16 protein-coding genes and 3 pseudogenes are annotated in these 21411 nt (G+C 48.0%); 15 read left to right on the top strand and 4 right to left on the bottom strand.

What is annotated here, in order from left to right; all coding sequences use genetic code 11:
• Together ABMV07_RS07625 and ABMV07_RS07620 are read left to right on the top strand one after the other, a co-directional pair.
• Positions 1-2022 carry a YhgE/Pip domain-containing protein gene (locus ABMV07_RS07625; protein WP_374064493.1) on the top strand — a complete coding sequence of 674 codons (2022 nt, stop codon included), beginning with the start codon at positions 1-3 and terminating at the stop codon, positions 2020-2022.
• A 78-nt stretch (positions 2023-2100) separates the two neighbouring features.
• Positions 2101-2739, top strand: coding sequence for a hypothetical protein (locus tag ABMV07_RS07620; RefSeq protein WP_229254976.1), 639 nt, complete (start codon positions 2101-2103; stop codon positions 2737-2739).
• A 77-nt stretch (positions 2740-2816) separates the two neighbouring features.
• Here ABMV07_RS07620 and ABMV07_RS07615 read toward each other — a convergent pair whose 3' ends face one another.
• Positions 2817-3149: a transposase gene (locus ABMV07_RS07615; RefSeq protein WP_374064492.1), complete on the bottom strand. Its 333-nt coding sequence runs from the start codon at positions 3147-3149 to the stop codon at positions 2817-2819.
• Positions 3031-4051, bottom strand: a pseudogene (locus tag ABMV07_RS07610) (IS256 family transposase). Before ABMV07_RS07610 ends, ABMV07_RS07615 begins: the two are co-directional and overlap by 119 nt.
• A 106-nt stretch (positions 4052-4157) precedes the next feature.
• Here ABMV07_RS07610 and ABMV07_RS07605 point away from each other — a divergent pair.
• Positions 4158-4438 (top strand): annotated as a pseudogene (locus ABMV07_RS07605) (hypothetical protein); the annotation flags it as partial.
• 35 nt (positions 4439-4473) lie between these two features.
• Here the strand turns inward: ABMV07_RS07605 and ABMV07_RS07600 are convergent.
• Positions 4474-5771 (bottom strand): annotated as a pseudogene (locus ABMV07_RS07600) (IS3 family transposase).
• A gap of 167 nt (positions 5772-5938) precedes the next feature.
• Positions 5939-6823: a neutral zinc metallopeptidase gene (locus ABMV07_RS07595; protein WP_088266892.1), complete on the bottom strand. Its 885-nt coding sequence runs from the start codon at positions 6821-6823 to the stop codon at positions 5939-5941.
• A 227-nt stretch (positions 6824-7050) separates the two neighbouring features.
• On the opposite strand from ABMV07_RS07595, the gene aspS reads away from it, so the two are divergent.
• From aspS to aroQ, 12 genes are all read left to right on the top strand, one after another.
• Positions 7051-8850, top strand: a complete 1800-nt coding sequence (gene aspS, locus ABMV07_RS07590) for an aspartate--tRNA ligase (protein WP_374064491.1) — start codon at positions 7051-7053, stop codon at positions 8848-8850.
• A 35-nt stretch (positions 8851-8885) separates the two neighbouring features.
• The gene (locus ABMV07_RS07585; protein ID WP_374064490.1) at positions 8886-10235 is read left to right on the top strand and encodes a phosphotransferase family protein; all 1350 of its coding nucleotides are present in this window, start codon (positions 8886-8888) and stop codon (positions 10233-10235) included.
• A gap of 36 nt (positions 10236-10271) precedes the next feature.
• Complete coding sequence (locus ABMV07_RS07580; RefSeq protein ID WP_088266966.1) at positions 10272-11630, top strand: replication-associated recombination protein A; 1359 nt, start codon at positions 10272-10274, stop codon at positions 11628-11630.
• Between the two features lie 162 nt (positions 11631-11792).
• Positions 11793-14459, top strand: coding sequence for an alanine--tRNA ligase (gene alaS / locus ABMV07_RS07575; protein WP_374064489.1), 2667 nt, complete (start codon positions 11793-11795; stop codon positions 14457-14459).
• Positions 14460-14723: 264 nt separating this feature from the next.
• Entirely contained in the window at positions 14724-15239 is a 516-nt protein-coding gene (gene ruvX / locus ABMV07_RS07570) for a Holliday junction resolvase RuvX (protein WP_374064488.1), read from the top strand.
• A 112-nt stretch (positions 15240-15351) separates the two neighbouring features.
• Positions 15352-16500 (top strand): endolytic transglycosylase MltG, encoded by a 1149-nt coding sequence (gene mltG / locus ABMV07_RS07565; RefSeq protein ID WP_088266897.1) that lies wholly within the window; start codon positions 15352-15354, stop codon positions 16498-16500.
• A 120-nt stretch (positions 16501-16620) separates the two neighbouring features.
• Positions 16621-17463: a shikimate dehydrogenase gene (locus ABMV07_RS07560; protein WP_088266898.1), complete on the top strand. Its 843-nt coding sequence runs from the start codon at positions 16621-16623 to the stop codon at positions 17461-17463.
• A 35-nt stretch (positions 17464-17498) separates the two neighbouring features.
• Positions 17499-17975 (top strand): A24 family peptidase, encoded by a 477-nt coding sequence (locus ABMV07_RS07555; RefSeq protein ID WP_088266899.1) that lies wholly within the window; start codon positions 17499-17501, stop codon positions 17973-17975.
• A gap of 77 nt (positions 17976-18052) precedes the next feature.
• On the top strand, positions 18053-19264 hold the full coding sequence (gene aroC, locus ABMV07_RS07550) for a chorismate synthase (RefSeq protein ID WP_088266900.1): 1212 nt from the start codon (positions 18053-18055) through the stop codon (positions 19262-19264).
• 7 nt (positions 19265-19271) lie between these two features.
• Positions 19272-19820: a shikimate kinase gene (locus tag ABMV07_RS07545; RefSeq protein ID WP_088266901.1), complete on the top strand. Its 549-nt coding sequence runs from the start codon at positions 19272-19274 to the stop codon at positions 19818-19820.
• Positions 19821-19866: 46 nt separating this feature from the next.
• Positions 19867-20946 carry a 3-dehydroquinate synthase gene (aroB, locus tag ABMV07_RS07540; RefSeq protein WP_088266902.1) on the top strand — a complete coding sequence of 360 codons (1080 nt, stop codon included), beginning with the start codon at positions 19867-19869 and terminating at the stop codon, positions 20944-20946.
• Positions 20947-21387, top strand: a complete 441-nt coding sequence (gene aroQ / locus ABMV07_RS07535; RefSeq protein WP_196977597.1) for a type II 3-dehydroquinate dehydratase — start codon at positions 20947-20949, stop codon at positions 21385-21387.
• Positions 21388-21411 lie beyond the last annotated feature (24 nt).

The following is a 21411-nucleotide window of genomic DNA, read 5'->3' as shown; positions in this document are numbered from 1 at the left end:
ATGAACCTATTTCATATCGGTACGGAATTCCGCAGATTCGGACATGGAAAACTACCTCCCATAGCAATTGTCGTTATCATGCTTATGCCCTTGCTATTCGGCGGATTATTTGTTTGGTCTTACTGGGATCCAATCGGACACCTCAACAAATTGCCGGTAGCAGTAGTCAACTCTGATGCTGGAGTGACCAAAGAAGGCAAGACCATCAACGCAGGTGAACAAATCACCCATAGGCTTGTCGACCAACAACAAGCAAAATTTATAGAGGTCTCTGCTGAACAAGCTCGCAAAGGAATTGCTGACGGAACGTACTACTTCGCTATCGAATTCCCCACAGATTTTTCTCAAGCTGCCACTAGCGTAAAAGATCCACAGCCGCATCAAGCAAAACTTAATGCTGTCTACAACAACGCCAATGGCTTTCTAGCGACCATGTTGGGTAACCAAGTCGTAGGACGCGTTCTTGCCGCAGTAAACGAAAATCTTGGGTCACAAGTAGCTAACCAACTCCTTGTCGGGTTTAATACCATCGGCCAAGGCCTTGACACTGCAGCAGATGGAGCCGGTCAACTCGCAGACGGATCTCATAAAGCTCATGATGGTGCCGACAAGCTTGCAGACGGATCAACGCAGCTCAACAAAGGACTCCAACAAGCAAACGACGGAGCACACAAGCTTCACGACGGCGCAGGCCAACTTGACCAGGGAATTCATACCGCAAGTAACGGCGCTGATGCACTTGCCGACGGATTAACAAAACTCAACGCAGCCACCGATACCCTCGGAAACGGTGCAGGACAAGTATCTGCAGGCGTCGATAAGCTTGTGGGCGTCGCACAACAAGCGAGCGATGCTCAATCGCAATTGACAGTTCCGCTCGTCAATCTGAGCGCCCAACTACGCGCCACAGGCATACCCCAAGCGATCGACCTCGCTAACAGTGCCGATGGCATTATTAACTCCATCAACGCAGCTGGAATTGGTCCTCAGTCAGATATGATGACTCAACTTTCAAAACTGCGAAACGGTGCATCTGAAATACACCGACAGCTTTCCGATCCCACGGCACAATATCGTGCAGGTATAAATTCAGCAACGGAAGGTGCTCAAAAACTTTCCACTGGATTGCATCAGTTATCTGATGGCTCTGAAAAACTTGTTATTGGCACCAAGACTCTAGCCGATGGTACGACCAAACTTTCAGCAGGATCTCAACAGCTGACAGTTGGTGCATCGCAACTCAGCTCAGGCTTAGTTCGTCTCGATGAAGGTGCTTCCGAACTATCGCTCAAGCTAGGAGAGAGCAAAGACAAAATTCCACAATTTCCCGAAGACACAATCGCAGACTCAGCGCGAAACGTATCCACACCTGTATCAGAAAACGTTGCCAGAGACTCCCTCTCACTTTTTGGCTTAGGACTTGCACCTATGTTTATCGCACTGGGACTATTCATGGGCGGCACCGTCACCTTTATGCTCATGCGCCCGCTGCAGCGACGCGTCGTTGACTCAGGCGTAACACCTTTCCGCGTCGTTCTAGCTTCCTATATACCTGCAGTCATCGTGGGATTTTGCCAAGCAACCATTATGTTCTTAGTGCAACGCTATGCCATCGGGCTTCACGCGCACAATGAATTCTTACTGTGGACAGCGATGTGTCTGACATCTATGTGCTTCATGGCGATAACTCAAGGACTCAACACAGTATTCGGCTCTACTGTCGGACGCGTATTGTGTATCGCATTCATGTCGCTACAGATCGTATCGTCCGGAGGCCTTTACCCACCGGAAACACAACCAGCACCACTGCGCTGGTTCCATACTTTCGATCCAATGACATACTCAGTAAATATCCTTCGGCAAGCGATTTACCCAACAGACGTAGCTTTAGACCATCGAGCAGTACAAGGCGTCATCGTATTGATCGTGATCGGCGCATTGTTCCTGCTATTCTCTACAATCGCTGCAATGCGAGAACGGCAAATGAAGATGAAAGACTTCCATCCAGAAGTAGCGGTATAACATCTGAATCTCAAAAACGAAAAACATCGTCCGAATTCAAATGAAATGAAATAATCGGACAATATGGACCCACTTCGCATGAGCACGCTGCGCGCCCAAGGATCGTATCTTAGGGAAGTCGCACAGCGTGCTCGTTTACTTTTGAACTCGTTACTAGAACCACCTGAACCGGCAAAGTTCAACACTCACGGTAAAAACAGCGATGTATGGGTGGTACCGCAAACCGCTATTTCTTGGCCGCCGTATCTATTCACCCATGAAGAATTCTCAGAAGATCACATCGAAGTCACGGAGAGCCTTGAAAGATTCATCGTGTCAACGGCAGGTATCGTAGACCTACTACGTAAAACTAAAATTGGCATATGGAGCACATTTACGCGCCGGGTTTCTTCCACTGCGAATCAGCAATTCGAAATGGCTGCAACTGAGCTTGAAAACCTACTCGCGAATCCAGAACTTCAATTGCAGCTATCTCGTGTCACTGAATACCTTCGCCGATATGATAGGGCTGAATCAGCTTATAAATCAGGAGTTCATCATTTTCTAGTAGAAAACCTAGACTCTCCCTACGGCAAATCTCTGCGATCGAGCCTTGCATCTGCAATGCAGTTTCCGGAAGTCTGCATAGATAATCTGGGCAAAGAATATGTCAAGTCAGCAATTCTCCTGTGTGAACAATTACGGGCGCACCCGCTCTCACCGGTCAAGTCTGTTTGAGTGGTGTTTCTACCCTTCGATAAAGCATGCAGTGCGATGGTGTCAGGGGCCAGCACGTACCCAGTGCTCTAATTGATTCACTCGACCTCCTTGGTGGTGTCAGCGTCGATGACGTTGGCGGTGATCATCGCCTTGGTGTGTGCCAGACTGGTCAGTGACATGTAGCAGTTTTGCTGAATCCAGTCATCATGTTGTTCAACTAGTATCGCGCCAACAAGGCGCACGACAGCGTCACGATTAGGAAAAATACCTACGACATCTGTGCGCCGGCGGATTTCACGGTTAAGTCGTTCAGTAGGGGTTATTCGACCAGACTTTCTTCCACACTGATTTCGGGGCGTTAGTAAACGCCAGAAGCTCATCCAAAGCTTCTTCCAGGTAGCTAGCAACGCAGGGGAATTTCTCTTCACAAAATGCTACGACCTCACGTGCTTGGGACCACACCGATTCCGAGTCTGGTTTGGAATATCGTATGAAACATCGCCGATAGGGTTGGCCACTGCGTTTTGGGCACCATGCCAGAGAGGTTCTTGGCGAAGTGCGTTCGGCACCGTTGCCAGGACGCATTCGGTAATATCTCACTAATTGCATGTTGGATACCTAGATGGGCGTCACTGGTGACAAGATAGACTTCATCAAGTCCGCGGGCTTGAAGATCCCTAAAGAACCTGGTCCACGAGGCCACAGACTCAGATGGTGCAATCTGCATGCCCAATAACTCCCGGTAACCTTCGGCATTAACCCCGGTGGCTAGTAGCACAGAGGTTTTAACGACTCGTCCGCTTTCACGGACTTTCATGGTCAACGCATCACACGAGACATATAGGTAGGGGCCGGTATCAAGTGGTCGGGTGCGGAAGTCTTCGACCATCTCGTCAAGGTCTTTTGCCATGTCAGATACCTGTGATTTTGAGAGATTATTGATTCCTAAACTGGCGACGAGGTCGTTCATCCTGCGGGTGGATACGCCCTTTACATAGCAGGTGGCTATTACGGTTGTTAGTGCTCGTTCGGCTAGGGTTCGTCGTTGCAATAACCAGTCTGGGAAGAAAGATCTGGTACGTCATTTGGGTACAGCGATATCGATGGTGCCGACGCGAGTATCAAGGTCGCGGTGGCGGTAGCCATTGCGGACATTAGTACGAGACTCGCTGGTGGTGGCGTAATCAGCACCGCAAACACTGTCAGCCTGGGCCGAAAGGATCTGGTTGATGAAGTCTGTGAGCATCTGGCGCATCAAGTCTGGGGAGGCCTGAGTGAGCAATTCTTCCAGATACGCGGTCGGGTCGATATGATGAGGGTTAGTGGCCATCGCGGGTTTACTTCCTTTCGAGGATAGGTAAGAGTTGATTCGAAAGGTACCCGCGGTGGTCGCCTCATTCATTCATCAGGACCGCACCGGTAGTTACAGATACACCACGCTAGCGGACGCAACCCAAGCAATCGCACGCGCGCACCGAATGGGGCAACGAGATCCTGTCACTATTTATAGGCTTTTGGCGCCAATACTGTCGACGAAAGACTTACCGAACTACTGGGGCATAAGAAGGCAGTATTTGATAGCTATGCTCGAGATGCAGAAGCCGCAAAGGTTTTCGACGCCATAGATGTCTCAGAAGGAGAGCTAGCCCGAAAAATAATTGAGCTAGAGCGCGATCGTTTAAAAAAGATAACTAAGATAGCCCCTTTTCCAACTTGAATGAACTAGCCTCCGAAAGTTGGACTGGTTTAATTCTAGGTGGTTAGTGGTTCAAGGGTCTGGTTCCGGTAGTGCATCGGGGTCAGGCCCTTGAGCCGTTTCTGAATGCGTTCGTGGTTATACCAGTGTATGTAGTCATCCAGGGCCTGCCTGAAGTGCTCGAGACTGTCGAATGATTCACCGTGGTACGTCTCTGACTTGAGGTGTCCGAAGAAGTTTTCCATTACAGCATTGTCGTAGCAGTTGCCTTTCCTGGGCATCGATTGGATGCCGTCGACACTTGTGTTGAGGTCACGCCAGCTGGAATGCTGGTACTGGATCCTTTGATCTGTGTGTACCAGTAAGCCGCTTTCGGGAGATTGGCTTGTGATGGCATCTTTCAATGACTTTGACGTAAACGCTGTATGTGGCGAGGTAGACACACTATACGACACGGTTGAGCGGTCATAGAGATCCATGATTGGTGACAGGTAAACCTTGGTACCGGCAATGCGAAACTTCGTGACATCACTCGTCTACACTGTGTTTGGTTTATCGGGCGTGAAGCATCGATCCAGCATATTCTCCGCGATGTGACTGACAGTGCCTTTGTACGAGTTGTACTTCTTTTTTGTTCTGACCTTGGATTTAAGGCCTAGCTTGCTCATGGGCTTGTAGACCAGCTTATGGTTGATATTCCACCCCGTCTTGGCGAAGTTGAGTATGAATCCTCCGGTAGCCGTAACGACGGTTCGTCTGTGTGAAGACCTCGACGATCGCTTCCTTGAGATCGATATGTTTATCCGGCACGTTCAGGCGTTGTTGGTGATAGAAAAATGTTGATCGGGCAAGACCTGCCGTGTCTAACAAATCTTCTAGGCGATGGTCAGATTTGAGGATGACGATCGCTTCGACTTTTAGCTTCGTCGCTGGCTCCTTAAGTCCCCGCATTTTTTAAGTACGCGTTTTCTGCCCGTAGTTTCTCCACCTCACGGTGCAGCCGGTCTTCCTTAATCAATGGCTTCGAACGGGCACTGCCTTTAGGTCTGTCCTTCGGTTTCGGCCGAAGTGCCTCATCACCACCTGTACGCTAGGCACGCACCCAATGGGAGACAAGTTGCTGCGAAGACGGCTCGAATTCCCAAGGCAAGATCTATCTTGGACTGGCCAGTGTTGAAACGATCAACGATCTGTTTTTTAACTTCGAAGGAATGGTGCTGTTTCGTTGGGTTTTTCACAAGACACAGCCTGCTATGAAGTTTGAATCGTCGTAGAAGTTTTCGCGCCGCATATTTGCTAACGCTCAACTGACGAGACGCTGTGCTGTAGCCTATTCCATGTTTAAACAAGTCAACGAGTTGCTCTCGCTGCTGTTGGCTTAGAGAACTTCGTGCTCTCAAAGAACTGTTCCCCACTAGTCGGAAACTGATTTCTCAGTCCAACTAATGGGGAGCAGTTCAGAATAGTTGGAAAAGGGGCCCTTGACCATCATGAGAATATGACCTCGTGGCTGGAAAACTATTAGTCTCGGTACACGTGTCGATCGAGAGTATCACAGCTGCTCATTTTCCCTGAATTGTAGCCTGCAAGGAATGCTCGTTGCCTTTGATCAGAAGAGCCGTGAGTAAATGACTCGGTATTGACTCTTCCGGTTGTGCGCTCTTGAATGTTGTCATCGCCAACCGCGCGAGTCGCAGTTATAGCGTCATTGACTTGTTGTTTGGTGATCGGTTCAAGGAAAGCATTATCCCCTTTATCTGCATAATGTCCCCAGACACCTGCATAACAGTCGGCTTGTAGCTCTATCTTGACTGCATTCGAATTAGGGCCGGGATCATTATAATCGGATAATCCTAGTGTTCCCTCTAGGTTTTGTATATGGTGCCCGATCTCATGTGCCACAATGTATTCCTGTGCGAATGGGGTATTTTCTCCCCCGTAACTCTGTAAGGAATCAAAGAAACTAACATCAAAGTAGGCAGTGCGATCGCGAGGGCAATAAAAAGGACCGGTAGCAGATGAGGCAGTTCCACAACCTGTGGAAACCGCTTGTGAAAATACTGTAATATTAGGTTTTTCGAACGCAATTCCAGCTTGCTTTTCAAGCTGTTCTTGCCACATTTGATTAACCGAAATAGCAGTAAATTCGACACGACAATCCGCATGTGCGTTTGCATCATCCGTTGTCTTGCAGTGTTCCAAAGTTCCAGAGGGCACTTGTTGTTGATTTTGTGCAGAATCAGAGCCAATAACTTGCCCCAAGTCCGATGGATCGCCGCCCATAAGTAGGAATAATCCTACGAGCAGTAATGTACCTATGCCACCTCCTGCGGCGATGCGTCCACCACCACCGCCGCCCGATCTGGCAAGATTCTCTGGTTTTTCTATACCGCCACGAAAAGTCATGTTTTCATCATGCCATAGGTTTTAGCTGCGAGGAGTTCCTTTATGCAGCATAAATGCGAAAATCGAAAGTGGCACATATGGAAATGGTCCCAAGTGAAAACGATAATAAATCACTTTGGGGTAAAAGGTGGGCTGGTGTCGCGAATATTACGGTAACGCGGTAAAATCGTTCAGTTGATAAGCAAAGGGCGGGCTAACTCCCGTACAAGCGAAAGGATTTGGTGCACGTGTTGCGCACTCATCTCGCAGGTGATCTTGGTAAAGAGACCGCCGGCCAGACAGTCACCCTCACAGGTTGGGTTTCACGCCGTCGAGATCATGGTGGTGTTATCTTCATTGATCTCCGTGATTCTTCCGGGCTGGTTCAGGTCGTTTTCCGAGAAAACGATGTAGCTGAGCAGGCACACCACCTGCGAAGCGAATTCTGTATCAAGGTAACCGGTGAAGTAGAGGCTCGTCCGGAAGGCTCCGAGAACCCCAATCTTGCTTCGGGTGCAATTGAGGTCAACGTCACTGACTTGGAAATCCTGAATGAAGCTGCACCACTACCATTCCAAATTGATGATGTTTCTCAGGGAGGCGAAGTCGGAGAAGAGACACGCCTTAAGTACCGTTACCTAGACTTGCGTCGCCCCAGCCAAGGTGCAGCTCTGAGACTGCGTTCGCAAGCGAATAAAGCGGCACGTAGCGTACTTGATTCCCATGATTTTGTTGAAATTGAGACGCCAACTCTGACGCGTTCGACCCCAGAAGGTGCTCGTGACTTCCTTGTGCCAGCTCGTCTGAAGCCAGGATCATGGTACGCGCTGCCTCAGTCCCCGCAGCTATTCAAACAGCTCTTGATGGTTGCGGGCATGGAGCGCTACTACCAAATTGCTCGTTGTTATCGAGATGAGGATTTCCGCGCCGACCGTCAACCTGAATTTACTCAACTCGATATCGAGATGAGCTTTGTTAATCAAGATGATGTCATCGCATTGGCTGAAGAAATTGTTTCTTCACTGTGGAAGCTCATCGGATACGAGATTCCTACTCCGATTCCACGCATGACGTATGCGGATGCTATGCGTCTGTATGGCTCGGACAAGCCTGATCTACGATTCGACATTAAGATCGTTGAGTGCACAGACTTCTTTAAGGACACCACTTTCCGAGTGTTCCAAAATGAATACGTCGGTGCAGTTGTAATGGACGGTGGTGCTTCTCAGCCACGCCGTCAGCTTGATACTTGGCAGGAATGGGCGAAGCAACGCGGAGCTAAGGGGCTTGCCTATATTTTGGTTGGTGAGAATGGCGAGCTAACTGGCCCAGTTTCCAAGAACATTACTGATGAAGAACGCGCTGACATTGCAGCACATGTTGGTGCAAAACCGGGCGATTGTATTTTCTTTGCTGCTGGTGAGACAAAGAGCTCACGCGTGCTCTTGGGTGCAGCTCGAAATGAAATTGCTAAGAAACTTGACTTGATCAAGGAAGGCGATTGGGCATTTACTTGGGTCGTAGATGCTCCGTTGTTCGAGCCATCTGCGGATGCAACCGCATCTGGAGATGTGGCACTTGGTCATTCAAAGTGGACTGCCGTTCACCACGCATTTACCTCCCCGAAGCCGGAATGGCTTGATTCTTTTGATGAGAATCCAGGTGAAGCAACTGCTTACGCTTACGATATTGTCTGCAACGGCAATGAAATCGGTGGCGGTTCGATCCGTATTCACCGTCGTGATGTTCAAGAACGAGTCTTTAAAGTTATGGGCATCACTGAGGATGAAGCTCGCGAGAAGTTTGGTTTCTTGCTTGATGCCTTTGCCTTTGGTGCTCCTCCACATGGAGGTATTGCTTTTGGCTGGGATCGTATCGTCTCGTTGCTTGGCGGATTCTCCTCGATTCGTGACGTTATCGCGTTCCCGAAGTCAGGTGGCGGCGTCGATCCGCTGACCGACGCTCCTGCACCAATCCCACTTGAGCAACGTCGAGAAACTGGTGTGGATTTCAAGCCAAAGAAAAAGACTGACGAGTCCGCGGTCTAACAACGCAAAGCTCACAGTGAGCTAGGCACTAGAAAATGGGGCTTTGTTGGCATCATAATGATGCTAATGAGGTCCCGATTTTCGCGAAAGCGGTATCGTTGAATGAAAAGGAAGAAACCGACGTGATGTTTGAATCGCACAGCCAGATTATTTCTGCTGCTGAAGAACTTTTGACTAAGCGTTATGGTGGTTCGCAATCATTGACTGATTGGGATCGCTTAGCTGGATCAGGGGCAGCAGTCGTATTGAGGGCTCGTGTCGCGTCGTCACCATTTTTTCCCAATCGTTCAGTGGTTGTGAAATATATCCCGTCCACTGGAAGGCTTATCGACGAATCCACGTTGATGCGTGAAGTAGTTTCTTATCAGTTCACAACATCTCTGAATGCTGATGTTCGACCAGGTCCTGTCCTTTTAGCCTATGACGTAGAACAGCATCTCCTTGTGATTTCCGATTCAGGAGATGGAGATACATTTGCCGAACTCCTTGAGCGACATGAAAATGATGTACGAATTGGGATTTTGCGCAATCTAGGTGAAGCTATCGGAAAATTGCATGTAGGAACAGCTGCCAAGGAACAAGATTTTAATATTTTGCTTCATAGGATGTTAGTTAAACATCCAGAAGTGCAGCCCATGCATGGTTTCAGAGAGAGGTTATTGCGTCTCAATATTGGTGTGGGAATCACTCTTGTGAAAAAAGCTGGGATTGCGGTGCCAGATGTGGTGAAAAGCTTTGCGCAAGAAGCAATGCGAAGGTTAATAACAGGTCAACATCGAGCTTTTACGCCATTTGATTTGTCTCCAGATAACATTATTGTGGCTGACCGTACCGAGTTTTTAGATTATGAGTGGGCCGGATTCCGCGATGCAGCTTTTGACGTGGCTAGTGTTATCGCAGGTTTTCCCCAGTATCTTTTTGCTCGCCCCATCTCGGATATCGAAGCAGATATTTTCATCGAATCGTGGGTACAACAGGTTGGGGATATGTGGCCCAACGTGCGGAATACGCCCCGTTTACACGCACGGATTTTAACTGCGCTGATCGGCTGGGCTTTTTCAAGCGTGACGATGATGTATTTAGGTTCGAGTAGTGAAGCCTATGAAGAGCTTTTTCATAAAGTAGGTACCGAAAAAGCAGCTGCATTTGATGTAGAGGAAATCGTTAAAGAAATCGCCGCTACTGGCGATATCCTACTAGGAACGTTTATTCCAGATACGAGTGAGGATGCAGATTTAGTTGCTTTGCTTCGGCAGGATCTCTATGAGACGTTCGAGGCATTGAATCGATTTGCACAACGAGAGTCGGACTCGAGATTTCCGGTAGTTGCTAATTTTGCCCAAGCAGTGGTTGATCTCCTTACGGACGATGAGTCGGCTGAATAGAGTCGCAGACTAACGAAAAGGAGGCTGAGAAGCATGATGGACTCTCTTTTTGATTCTCCAGACAAAACTGCTCGGTCATCTAGTGATTCAGATGCCCATAACTTTTTCAAAGCAGGACCGTATGCGCCATTGGCAGCACGTATGCGTCCTCAATCGTTGGCTGAAGTCGTGGGGCAACGCCATCTGTTAGATCCGGGGAAACCTCTTCAGCGGCTAATTGCTGGATCCGGTGATGCCTCTGTGATCTTATATGGGCCTCCTGGAACTGGTAAGACCACGATTGCTTCGTTGATAAGTGCTGGTACTGGCCATGAATTTGTCGGATTATCTGCATTAAATTCTGGCGTGAAAGAAATCAGAGAAGTTATCGATCAAGCAAGGCGAAATCTTATTCATGGAAAACGGACGGTCTTATTTATCGATGAGGTCCATCGATTTTCTAAGACACAACAAGACGCCTTACTTGCTGCCGTAGAAAACCGAACAGTTTTGTTGGTTGCAGCTACAACTGAAAATCCTTCGTTTTCCGTAGTGGCGCCGTTGCTTTCGCGTTCTCTCATTTTGCAATTAAAACCTTTAACTCACGACGATATTAAAACCGTGTTGTTACATGCTTTGCAAGATAAAAGAGGTCTTGATAATCGAATCACTATTTCTGACGAAGCGTTGGAACAACTCGTACTTCTCTCAGGCGGCGATGCACGACGTTCGTTAACTTATTTAGAAGCGGCCTCTGAATCTTTAGCCGATGGGGAAGATCTAACGCCTGAGATCATCCGGCACAACGTTGACAAAGCTATTGTTCGATATGATCGCGATGGAGATCAGCATTATGACGTTGTGAGTGCCTTCATTAAGTCGATGAGAGGCTCTGATGTCGATGCTGCATTGCATTACCTCGCCAGAATGATTGACGCAGGAGAAGATCCTCGTTTTATCGCGCGTCGTCTTGTGATTCACGCCAGTGAAGACGTCGGCATGGCGGATCCACAAGCGTTGAGCATAGCAGTAGCAGCGAGTCAAGCGGTCGCGTTGATTGGTATGCCAGAAGCGCGCATCAATTTAGCGCAGGCCACTATTCACTTGGCGACGGCGCCAAAATCCAATGCTGTGATAACTGCGATCGATGCTGCGCTTGCAGATGTAAAGCAGGGGAAAACAGGCCCAGTTCCAGCGCATCTGCGTGATGGTCATTATGCTGGTGCAAAGCAATTGGGAAACGCCGTTGGATATAAGTACCCACATGATGATCCTCGAGGAATCGTTGAACAGCAATATATTCCTGACGGACTTGAGGATGTTGTTTATTATCGCCCAAGCGAGCATGGTGCAGAACAACGGATCGAAAGCTATTTAGGCAAGTTGCGTAGGATTGTTCGAGGGCAACGTCGATAAGCTTTTGGCAAAAGGTTCGATGATACGCAAGGCCTGTGATTTGTTTTGATCAATCTACGGGTAAACTAGAAAGCCGATTGCTTTTCTGCTGGCATAGACACACTCAGGTCATGCAGTAAAGAGAAATGAAAAACTGTTAACTATCAAGCGAGGACTACTGCTGTGCAGACCCATGAAATTCGGGAACGCTTTACTAATCACTTCGTCAAGGCTGGACACGAAGCTGTACCAAGCGCGTCGTTGATTCTTGACGATCCGAACCTGCTGTTCGTCAACGCAGGTATGGTTCCGTTCAAACCATACTTCTTGGGCCAACAGAACCCACCGTTTCCTAATGGCACCGCAACGTCGATTCAAAAATGCGTACGCACCCTTGATATCGAGGAAGTAGGCATTACCACCCGTCACAATACGTTTTTTCAGATGGCGGGTAACTTCTCCTTCGGTCAATATTTTAAAGAAGGCGCCATCACCCATGCGTGGCAGCTGCTCACTGGAACCGTCGCTGAAGGTGGTTTGGGGTTAGATCCTGAGCGCCTGTGGGTCACTGTCTACCTTGATGACGATGAAGCAGCAGAAATCTGGAACAAGAAGATTGGCGTCCCTAGTGGACGCATCCAGCGACTAGGCATGGCGGATAACTACTGGTCAATGGGTATCCCAGGCCCCTGTGGTCCATGTTCGGAGATTTACTATGACCGTGGTCCCGAATATGGTGCTGAAGGTGGTCCAATTGCTGATGACAATCGCTACATGGAAATCTGGAATTTGGTTTTCATGGAAAATGAGCGTGGAGAAGGCATCGGCAAGGACAATTTTGAAATTGTCGGACCGCTTCCCAAAAAGAACATCGACACCGGAATGGGTATTGAGCGTGTTGCTTGTATCCTTCAGGGCGTAGATAACGTCTACGAGACTGATCTGTTGCGACCAGTTATTAATGTTGCAGAAGAGCTGACCGGAGCAACTTACGGTACGAATGACGACCACAACATTCTTTTCCGTGTAATCGCGGATCACTCTCGTACCGGCATGATGCTCATTCTTGACGGAGTGACTCCCGGAAACGAAGGACGCGGATACATTCTGCGTCGCTTGCTGCGTCGCATCATCCGATCGGCTCACTTGCTCGGCGCTAAGGGACAGACGCTTGAAAAGTTCATGAACACCATCATGGATACGATGACCCCCTCGTATCCAGAAATCGCGGATAACCGTGAGCGTATTCTTCGAGTTGCGATCACCGAAGAAAAGGCATTCCTTAAAACTTTGGCTTCCGGAACCGAGCTTTTCGAAGACAAGGCAGATCAAGTTAAGACCTCCGGAAATAAGGTTCTCGATGGTGCTGCTGCATTCAAACTGCATGATACGTACGGTTTCCCCATCGATCTGACTCTCGAAATGGCAGCTGAAGCTGGACTCAACGTTGACATTGAAGGCTTCAACTTATTAATGGCGGAGCAGCGCGCACGAGCCAAAGCCGACAATCGTGCTAAAAAACATGGGCATGCAGATTTGTCTATTTATCGTGAATGGGTAGACGAACACCCTACGGTCTTTACAGGCTATGATGAGCTAGCAACTGATTCCAAGGTATTGGGTCTATTGTCCGCCGGTAACAAGGTTAACGAGATCAATGCCGGTGAAGAAGTCGAAGTAATTCTGGAAGCATCTCCGCTTTATGCCGAAGCAGGTGGGCAGCTAGGTGACCGTGGTCGAATCCTTATGGGAGACACGGTGCTAAACGTCAATGACGTCCAAAAAATTGGAAAGAAGCTCTGGGTCCATAAGGCTACTGTGGCACAGGGTGGACTAAGCGTTGGCGACGTGGTTACCGCAAAGATAGATAGTGACTGGCGCCATGCTGCTCGGCAAGCTCATACAGGTACGCACCTTATTCACGCAGCGCTGCGTCAGGTGCTTGGCCCTACAGCAGTTCAGGCTGGATCGATGAATAAGCCAGGATATCTGCGTTTTGACTTCAACTACACTGAAAGCCTAACCCCTCAACAGCTGGAAGAGATCCAAAATATCACCAATCATGCTGTTGATTCCGATTGGGACGTTAACACCATTGAAACCTCCCTCGAGGAGGCAAAAGCAATGGGTGCTCTGGCCTTGTTTGGCGAGAATTACGGATCAGAAGTTCGTGTTATCGAAGTTGGTGGACCATTCTCTATCGAGCTATGCGGTGGTACACACGTAACACATTCTTCGCAGATCGGCCCTGTTGCAATTTTGGGTGAATCTTCGGTGGGATCGGGAGTACGTCGTATCGAGGCTTATACAGGACTCGATTCCTTCAAGTACTTGGCTAAAGAACAAGCACTTGTAGAAAACATTGCATCATCCATGAAAGTTAAGCCAGAAGAGCTACCAGAACGTATTGCGGCATTGACTCAGAAGCTTAAAGACGCTGAAAAAGCTATTGCTGATATGCGTTCGGCTAAATTGATGGCTCAAGCTGCGGGACTAGTTGCAGGAGCTATGGAGATCAACGGAGTCAAACTTGTTGCGCAGCGAGTTTCCGATGTGGAAAACATGGGTGATCTTCGTTCCCTTGCTGCAGATGTCAAACAGCGCCTAGGTGAAGTTCCTGCCTTGGTTGCTTTAGTGGGCCAAGAAACCTCCGGTAAAGCGCCATTTGTTGTCGGTGCTACAAAAACTGCTGTTTCCGCAGGATATAAGGCGAATGCATACGCGAAGATCCTAGGACAGCGCATTGAAGGAAATGGCGGTGGAAAGCCAGACATCGCTCAAGGATCTGCACGAAACTCTAGTGGATTCGATCAAGGAATTGCAGCTGTAAAGACAGAGATGTCAGCTTAAGCAGTTTATTTTGAAAGTCCGACCGTATTGATGGAAACAATAATTTACTGCTCGTCGATACGGTCGGTTTTCTTTTGAATGAGCTCTAGTAATCTTCGATAAATATCGCGGTAATAGTGGTATAAAACCCATAAGTTGGCGTTAGACGGTTACAAATAGGTAACATTTATTTGCTTAGGTGCATTGCCCACGAGTCAATTGTGCCTTTAAACGTCATAAGTTTACTTTACTGACTGCGCAAAGTTCACGCTGTAAGGATTTTACATGGTAGTTCAACCGGATACTCCCGGAGATAATGATCCCGGTATGGGCCGACGACTTGGCGTTGATGTAGGCACAGTTCGAATTGGATTAGCGATGTCCGATTCTGGTGCTCGTATGGCAATGCCATTCGAAACAGTCGCACGCGAAACGGGGCTTAAAGACAACGATAAGCAAGACATCGACAGAATCGCAGAAGTAATTTGTATCAATCACATAGTAGAAGTAGTTGTCGGGCTTCCGCGAGATCTAAAAGGTAATGGCTCGAAAAGCGTCAAACATGCTAAAGATATCGCTTTTAGGATCCGGCGTCGGATGCATAAAAATGGGTGTGAACATGTTGCAGTGAGAATGGCTGATGAGCGTTTAACCACTGTGGTTGCGACACAAGCTCTCAGGGCCTCTGGCGTTTCAGAGAAAAAGGGGAGAAAAGTTGTTGATCAGGCCGCTGCAGTAGAAATTCTTCAATCTTGGTTGGACGCCCGAAACAATGTAGTAGAAAATCGGACATCTACGTAGAAAAGTCCAGTTGCCGCATAATGCGGCGCTGCAAATGAAAATAATCGCTGTAAAAAGTAGAATCAATAATCTAGCAAGGTCAGTAGCGACCTGAAACGAAAGGCTCACATCGATGCGAATGGAAAGTAAATACGTCAAACGGCGTCAACGTGGTTTGGCCGTGTTGGTTGCTGCCTTAGTTTTGATTATTGGTTCGATAATCTACATCGGAGTACATTTTGTTAACGGAGGGTCCGACTATAAAGGTGCGGGCAACGGAGAGATGGCGCTCGTTGAAATCAAAGAAGGCTCCTCGCTTTCCGAGTTAGGGCCCGAACTTGCCGAGCGTGGGATTGTAGCAAGTAACGACGCTTTCCAAGGTGCAGCGTTTTCTAATCCTGGTGCAAGTCAAGTTAAGCCAGGCTTTTATCGCCTAGAAAAGAAAATGAGCGCTGCCGAAGCAGTTAAAGCTCTGCTTGATCCTTCGCGTAAAATCGATATGCTCGAAATTCATGGTGGCTCCACGTTGACGGATGTCACAGTGGTAAAAGGTGAAACGCGTAAAGGAATCTATTCAATGATTTCGGATGTGACGTGTTCTCAAGGCTCCACAAAATGTATTAGTTCTGAGGAACTGCAGCAGGTAGGCGCAACAGCACCGTTGGAAGAACTGGGAGTTCCAGATTGGGCTCGTGAGGCAGTTGCTGCCCGTGCAAATGATCCTAAACGTTTGGAAGGCCTCATTGTTCCAGGATCGTATATTGTGAACCCAGAAAAAGATGCCCTTGGCATTTTGCAGGATCTGATTAAACGTGGTGCCGAAACTTTCGAGAAGACTTCACTTGCGCAGCGCGCACAGACTGTCGGACTGAATCCTTATGAGTTGCTAACCGCAGCTTCACTTGTAGAACGTGAAGCACCTGCAGGAGACTTTGACAAGGTTGCGCGTGTCATTCTTAATCGTTTGGCGAAGCCAATGCGTCTTGAATTTGACTCAACTGTGAACTATGGCTTGGCAGAACAGGAAGTCGCTACAACAAACGAAGACCGCGCTCGCGTCACCGCATGGAATACTTATGCTAAAGATGGGTTACCAGATACTCCGATCGCTAGTGTTTCCGTTCAAGCTATTGAAGCTATTGAAAATCCTGCCGAGGGGGACTGGCTGTATTTCGTAACGATTGATAAAAACGGAACTACAGTGTTCACCAATAATTTTGATGATCACCAAAATGCCACCCGCGATTCAATTGAAAATGGCGTGCTAGATAGCAACCGGTAAGCGTTGGTGCGCATTGTGGCTTTATCCTAAAAACTAGGATAAAGCCATTTTATTTGTTTTGCGAGCCTAAAAGTGGCTTGGCCGGGGCAACTAGTGCCAAGTCACTTTATACTGACCATCATGATTTCCTTTCGAGCAGCCGTTTTAGGGCACCCCATAGAGCATTCCTTATCTCCGTTACTGCATAACGCCGGTTACGCGGCTGTAGGTCTGTCACAATGGTCTTATGGGCGATTTGATTGTGATTCACAGCAGTTATCTGATCTAGTTGATCAATGTGATCCATCATTTCATGGCTTCTCAGTAACAATGCCGTGCAAATTTGAGGCGTTAGAATATGCGACTTCCGTAAGCGAACGTGCACAGAGAATTGGTTCTGCGAATACTTTAGTTCGAGCTGAAAATGGTTGGTATGCGGACAATACGGATACCGAGGGGGTTCGCGGTGCCTTAGAGATCCTTTTTAGCGATCGGGGAGGTGCGGCGGAGGCACTCAAAAATACCCGGGCAATCATCGTCGGTGCTGGAGGTACGTCTCGGCCCGCAATGTGGGCATTAGGAACATTAGGCGTCGCAGAAATAATTGTGGTTAATAGAAGCGATCGTCGTGATGAATTGGAACCAGTTCTAGAAGGAATGTCCACCAAAATAGGTTTTGTTGGGTTTGATTCAGATCTTCGTTCATATGCGCAGTCAGCTTCAGTGGTTATTTCCACTGTGCCGTCTGTTGGGGTGTCAGACCATATAGATGACCTAGTTCATGCTCCAGTTCTCGACGTAATTTATGATCCGTGGCCGACACCATTAATCCAACAGGCGCAAAAGAAAGGCGTGCCGTGCATCGGCGGACACATCATGCTTTTGCACCAATCCTTGAGCCAGTTTGAACTATTTACTGGAGTAAAAGCACCTCGCGAAGAAATGCAAAGAGCGCTGTTTGACCACCTGTTTGGGGATAATTAATCCTGCGAATAGTGCTTCGCCATACAATAGAGCGCATGGGGGAGACACTTAAAATATGGGGAATAACTTGTATCGGATCGTGGTGGGCCTTTCGGCTGATTTGGCTTGACTGCGCTACCCGTCGTCTGCCTAATCGGTATACGTTAAGCGCTGCTGTTTGCTCGTTTATATGGGCAGTTTTAACACAGCATTTTGAGTGGATCCTTTATGCGGGAATCTGGGTTTTCCCCTATGTCGTTATAGGAATTTTGAGCGCAATGCGAGGAATTGGGGGCGGCGATATAAAACTAAGTATGGCTCTAGGAATCGTGGCGGCAGCACATGCCGGTGCCCAAGGCGTGGTTATTGCCAGTATTTGCTCATCATGTTTGTCAATAAGCTTAGGTCTAACCCTTCGTTTTCTTCATTCGAAGGGACATAATTCCACGAGATATAGCAATCTTCCGCATGGTCCGAGCATGATAATAGCGACATGGATTGTGGTGGTATGGAGTCAAATTACCCCCACATAGTCAGTGTTTTACCCAGATAAAACAAGAAATCAAATGCAAACCGAGCTTCTTGTTCATGTCATGCCATAATTTCAAGCATGCTTCGTTGGACAACTGCTGGAGAATCACACGGACAAGCATTGATTGCAATGCTAGAACACATGCCTGCTGGTGTACCTATTAGCCGAGAGGAAATTTCCTATCAGTTAGGTAGACGTCGTCTTGGTTTTGGACGTGGGGCACGAATGAAATTTGAATCCGATGAGGTAAACATTCTGGGCGGTGTTCGTCATGGCTATACGCTTGGCAGCCCAATCGCAATCATGGTTGAAAATACTGAGTGGCCAAAGTGGACGACCATTATGTCTGCTGATTCAATTGACGAGTCTGACCCTGATGTTGCCGCTGCTATGTCTTCTGGACGCGGAGCCCGCCTGACGCGTCCCCGTCCTGGACATGCAGATTTTGCAGGAATGGTTAAGTATAACCATGATGAAGCACGACCAATATTGGAGCGATCCTCAGCACGAGAGACTGCTGCACGAGTAGCTGCAGCCACTGTTGCGCGGAGTTTCCTGCGTGAAACGCTTGGTGTGGAAGTATTTTCGCATGTTATTTCCGTTGGTCGTTCGGAAATTGATGAAACAGTTTGTCCAACATTTGAGGACTTAGGAAGAATTGATAATTCCCCTGTCCGTTCTGCTTCGGCACAAGCGGAAGCGAGCATGATTGATCAAATTAATGCAGCTAAAAAACAGGGAGACACCTTGGGCGGCATTGTTGAAGTCATCGTTAACGGCCTTCCTATTGGCTTAGGCTCTCACATTTCAGGTGACGATCGATTGGATGCACAGATTGCTGCAGCTTTAATGGGTATCCAAGCAATAAAAGGCGTGGAAATCGGTGACGGATTTGAAGAAGCCCGAAGGCTAGGTTCGGAAGCGCACGATGAGATTGTGTTGCGAGACGGCGAAGTTGCGCGACTTAGTAACAGAGCAGGCGGTATCGAAGGTGGTATGACCAATGGAGAAAGCCTTCGAGTACGTGCCGCAATGAAGCCAATTTCGACGGTGCCCCGAGCATTACAATCTATTGATATGGATTCTGGAAAACGCGCTACCGGAATCCATCAGCGATCTGACGTATGCGCTGTTCCTGCGGCTGGAGTTGTTGCAGAAGCAATGGTTGCATTGGTTTTGGCACGAGCAGTATTGGAAAAATTCGGTGGCGATTCCTTAGCAGAGACCAAACGGAATATCGCAGCGTATAATGAATACGTTAAAACGCGGATTGTATTCGATGGTGAGTAGGCAAGTGATGAACAATCAGTTACCCGAATCGGATGTGAGTATTCGTGTTCGCCCAATCGTTGTTTTAGTAGGCCCACCTGGAGCGGGTAAAACGACCGTTGGCCGTCGTCTTGCGAATGCCTTGAATACTTTAGTCGTGGATAGCGATGTGTTGATTGAACAACACCATGGCAAACCCTGTGGTGTAGTATTTACTGAACTCGGTGAGCCAGACTTTCGAGCGTTAGAAGCAGAAGTGATAGACTTTGCCCTCACTACGGCAGGAGTAGTGAGCCTAGGTGGCGGTGCCGTGACAACAGAATCGGTGCGGCAAAAGCTTCGCGAACAAATAGTGGTATGGATAGATGTATCCGCAGAGGAAGGAGTACGTCGAACTGCAGTTCAAAATTCGAGGCCGCTCTTGGATACAACGGATCCACTTGAATGCTACAGCGAGTTATTAGATCAGCGTCGCGATTTTTATAAGGAAGTTGCAGATTATCGCGCGCACACAGATGGTCGGAGTCAACAGCAAATTGTCGCTGATATTTTGGGCTTTCTTGAAACCTTGCGTTGAAGCTTATAGCTAATTTTATCGTCGTATGCCGAGAAGGAATTAAACAGTGCCAACTATAGAAGTAAAAAGCAGTAATCCATATCAAGTACGAATTGATAAACAATTAAACGCTGAGATCGTTAAAACAGCACAACTCAGCGGTGCGGAAAATGTAGTGATCATCACGCAACCGCCACTTCTCGAACGCGCCGAAAAGCTTGAAAAGATGCTGGCACAAGCGGGGCTTGCGTCTCATGTTATGGCTGTGCCTGATGCTGAAACTGGTAAAACTCTTGAAGTCGCCGGACGTTGTTGGGATCAGTTAGGCGAACGGGGATTTTCTCGAAGCGATCTAGTAATCGGATTCGGTGGTGGGGCTGCAACAGATTTAGCTGGATTTGTTGCAGCAGCTTGGATGCGCGGCATAAAAGTAATTCAGGTACCTACTACGTTATTAGCAATGGTTGATGCAGCAGTCGGGGGGAAGACTGGTATCAATACTGTGGCTGGGAAAAACTTAGTGGGAGCTTTCCACGAGCCGATTGCGGTGTTTATCGATGTTGATCATCTCGATTCATTGCCACAGGATGAGATCATTGCGGGGTCGGCTGAAATCATAAAAACTGGTTTTATTGCAGATCCTAGAATTCTCGAATTATATGAGAAAAATCCGGCAGCTTGTTTGCTTAAAGATGGATACCTTCCCGAACTTATTGCACGCTCAATTGCCGTGAAATCAAAAGTTGTCAGTCAAGACTTAAAGGAATCAGGTTTACGCGAGATCCTAAACTATGGGCACACTTTTGGACATGCAGTTGAACTGCGTGAAAATTTTTCTTGGCGGCATGGAAATGCTGTAGCCGTGGGTATGGTATTTATCGCGGAGTTGGCCAACATTCGTGGTCTTATCTCTGACGAGCTGGTAGAACAGCATCGCAAAATTTTAAAGTCAATAGGGTTGCCTACCTCATATCCGCAAGGCCACTTTGAAGAACTTCATCAAGGCATGAAGCATGATAAGAAGAATCGAAATAGCATGATTCGATTCGTCGCTTTACGTGACATAAGTGATGTCGTTCGTCTTGAAGGCCCTACTGACGAAGAACTTTTCCAAGCATATTCGCGCCTTGCGTTGGAGATGAGCTAAATGAATGTTGTGATCCTCAACGGTCCGAACTTAGATCGGTTAGGCAAACGTCAGCCTGATATTTATGGTTCGACAACTCTGGCAGACGTAGAACTTGAGTTGTTTCGACTCGCTGAGCAATTAGGCGTTGACGTCGAATGTAAACAGTCAAACTATGAAGGTGAATTGATCGACTGGATACACTGTGCGGCGGATGCAGGTAATCCCGTGATCATTAACCCCGGAGGGCTAACCCATACTTCGGTGGCATTGCGTGATGCATTGGCTGAAATATCAGATGGTCCAGGGTTCATTGAAGTCCATATTTCGAATATTCATGCGCGAGAAGAATTTAGACACCACAGTTATTTGTCTCCAATCGCGACTGGCGTTATCGCTGGACTGGGAACAATCGGTTACGAATTAGCCCTCCGATATGTAGTTTCGACTTTAAACTCATAAATAACTCTCATCGATGTAGGAGAA

This window comes from Corynebacterium belfantii, assembly GCF_041898185.1.
GTDB lineage: Bacteria > Actinomycetota > Actinomycetes > Mycobacteriales > Mycobacteriaceae > Corynebacterium > Corynebacterium belfantii.
This window is presented reverse-complemented; position numbering and strand designations above follow the sequence as displayed.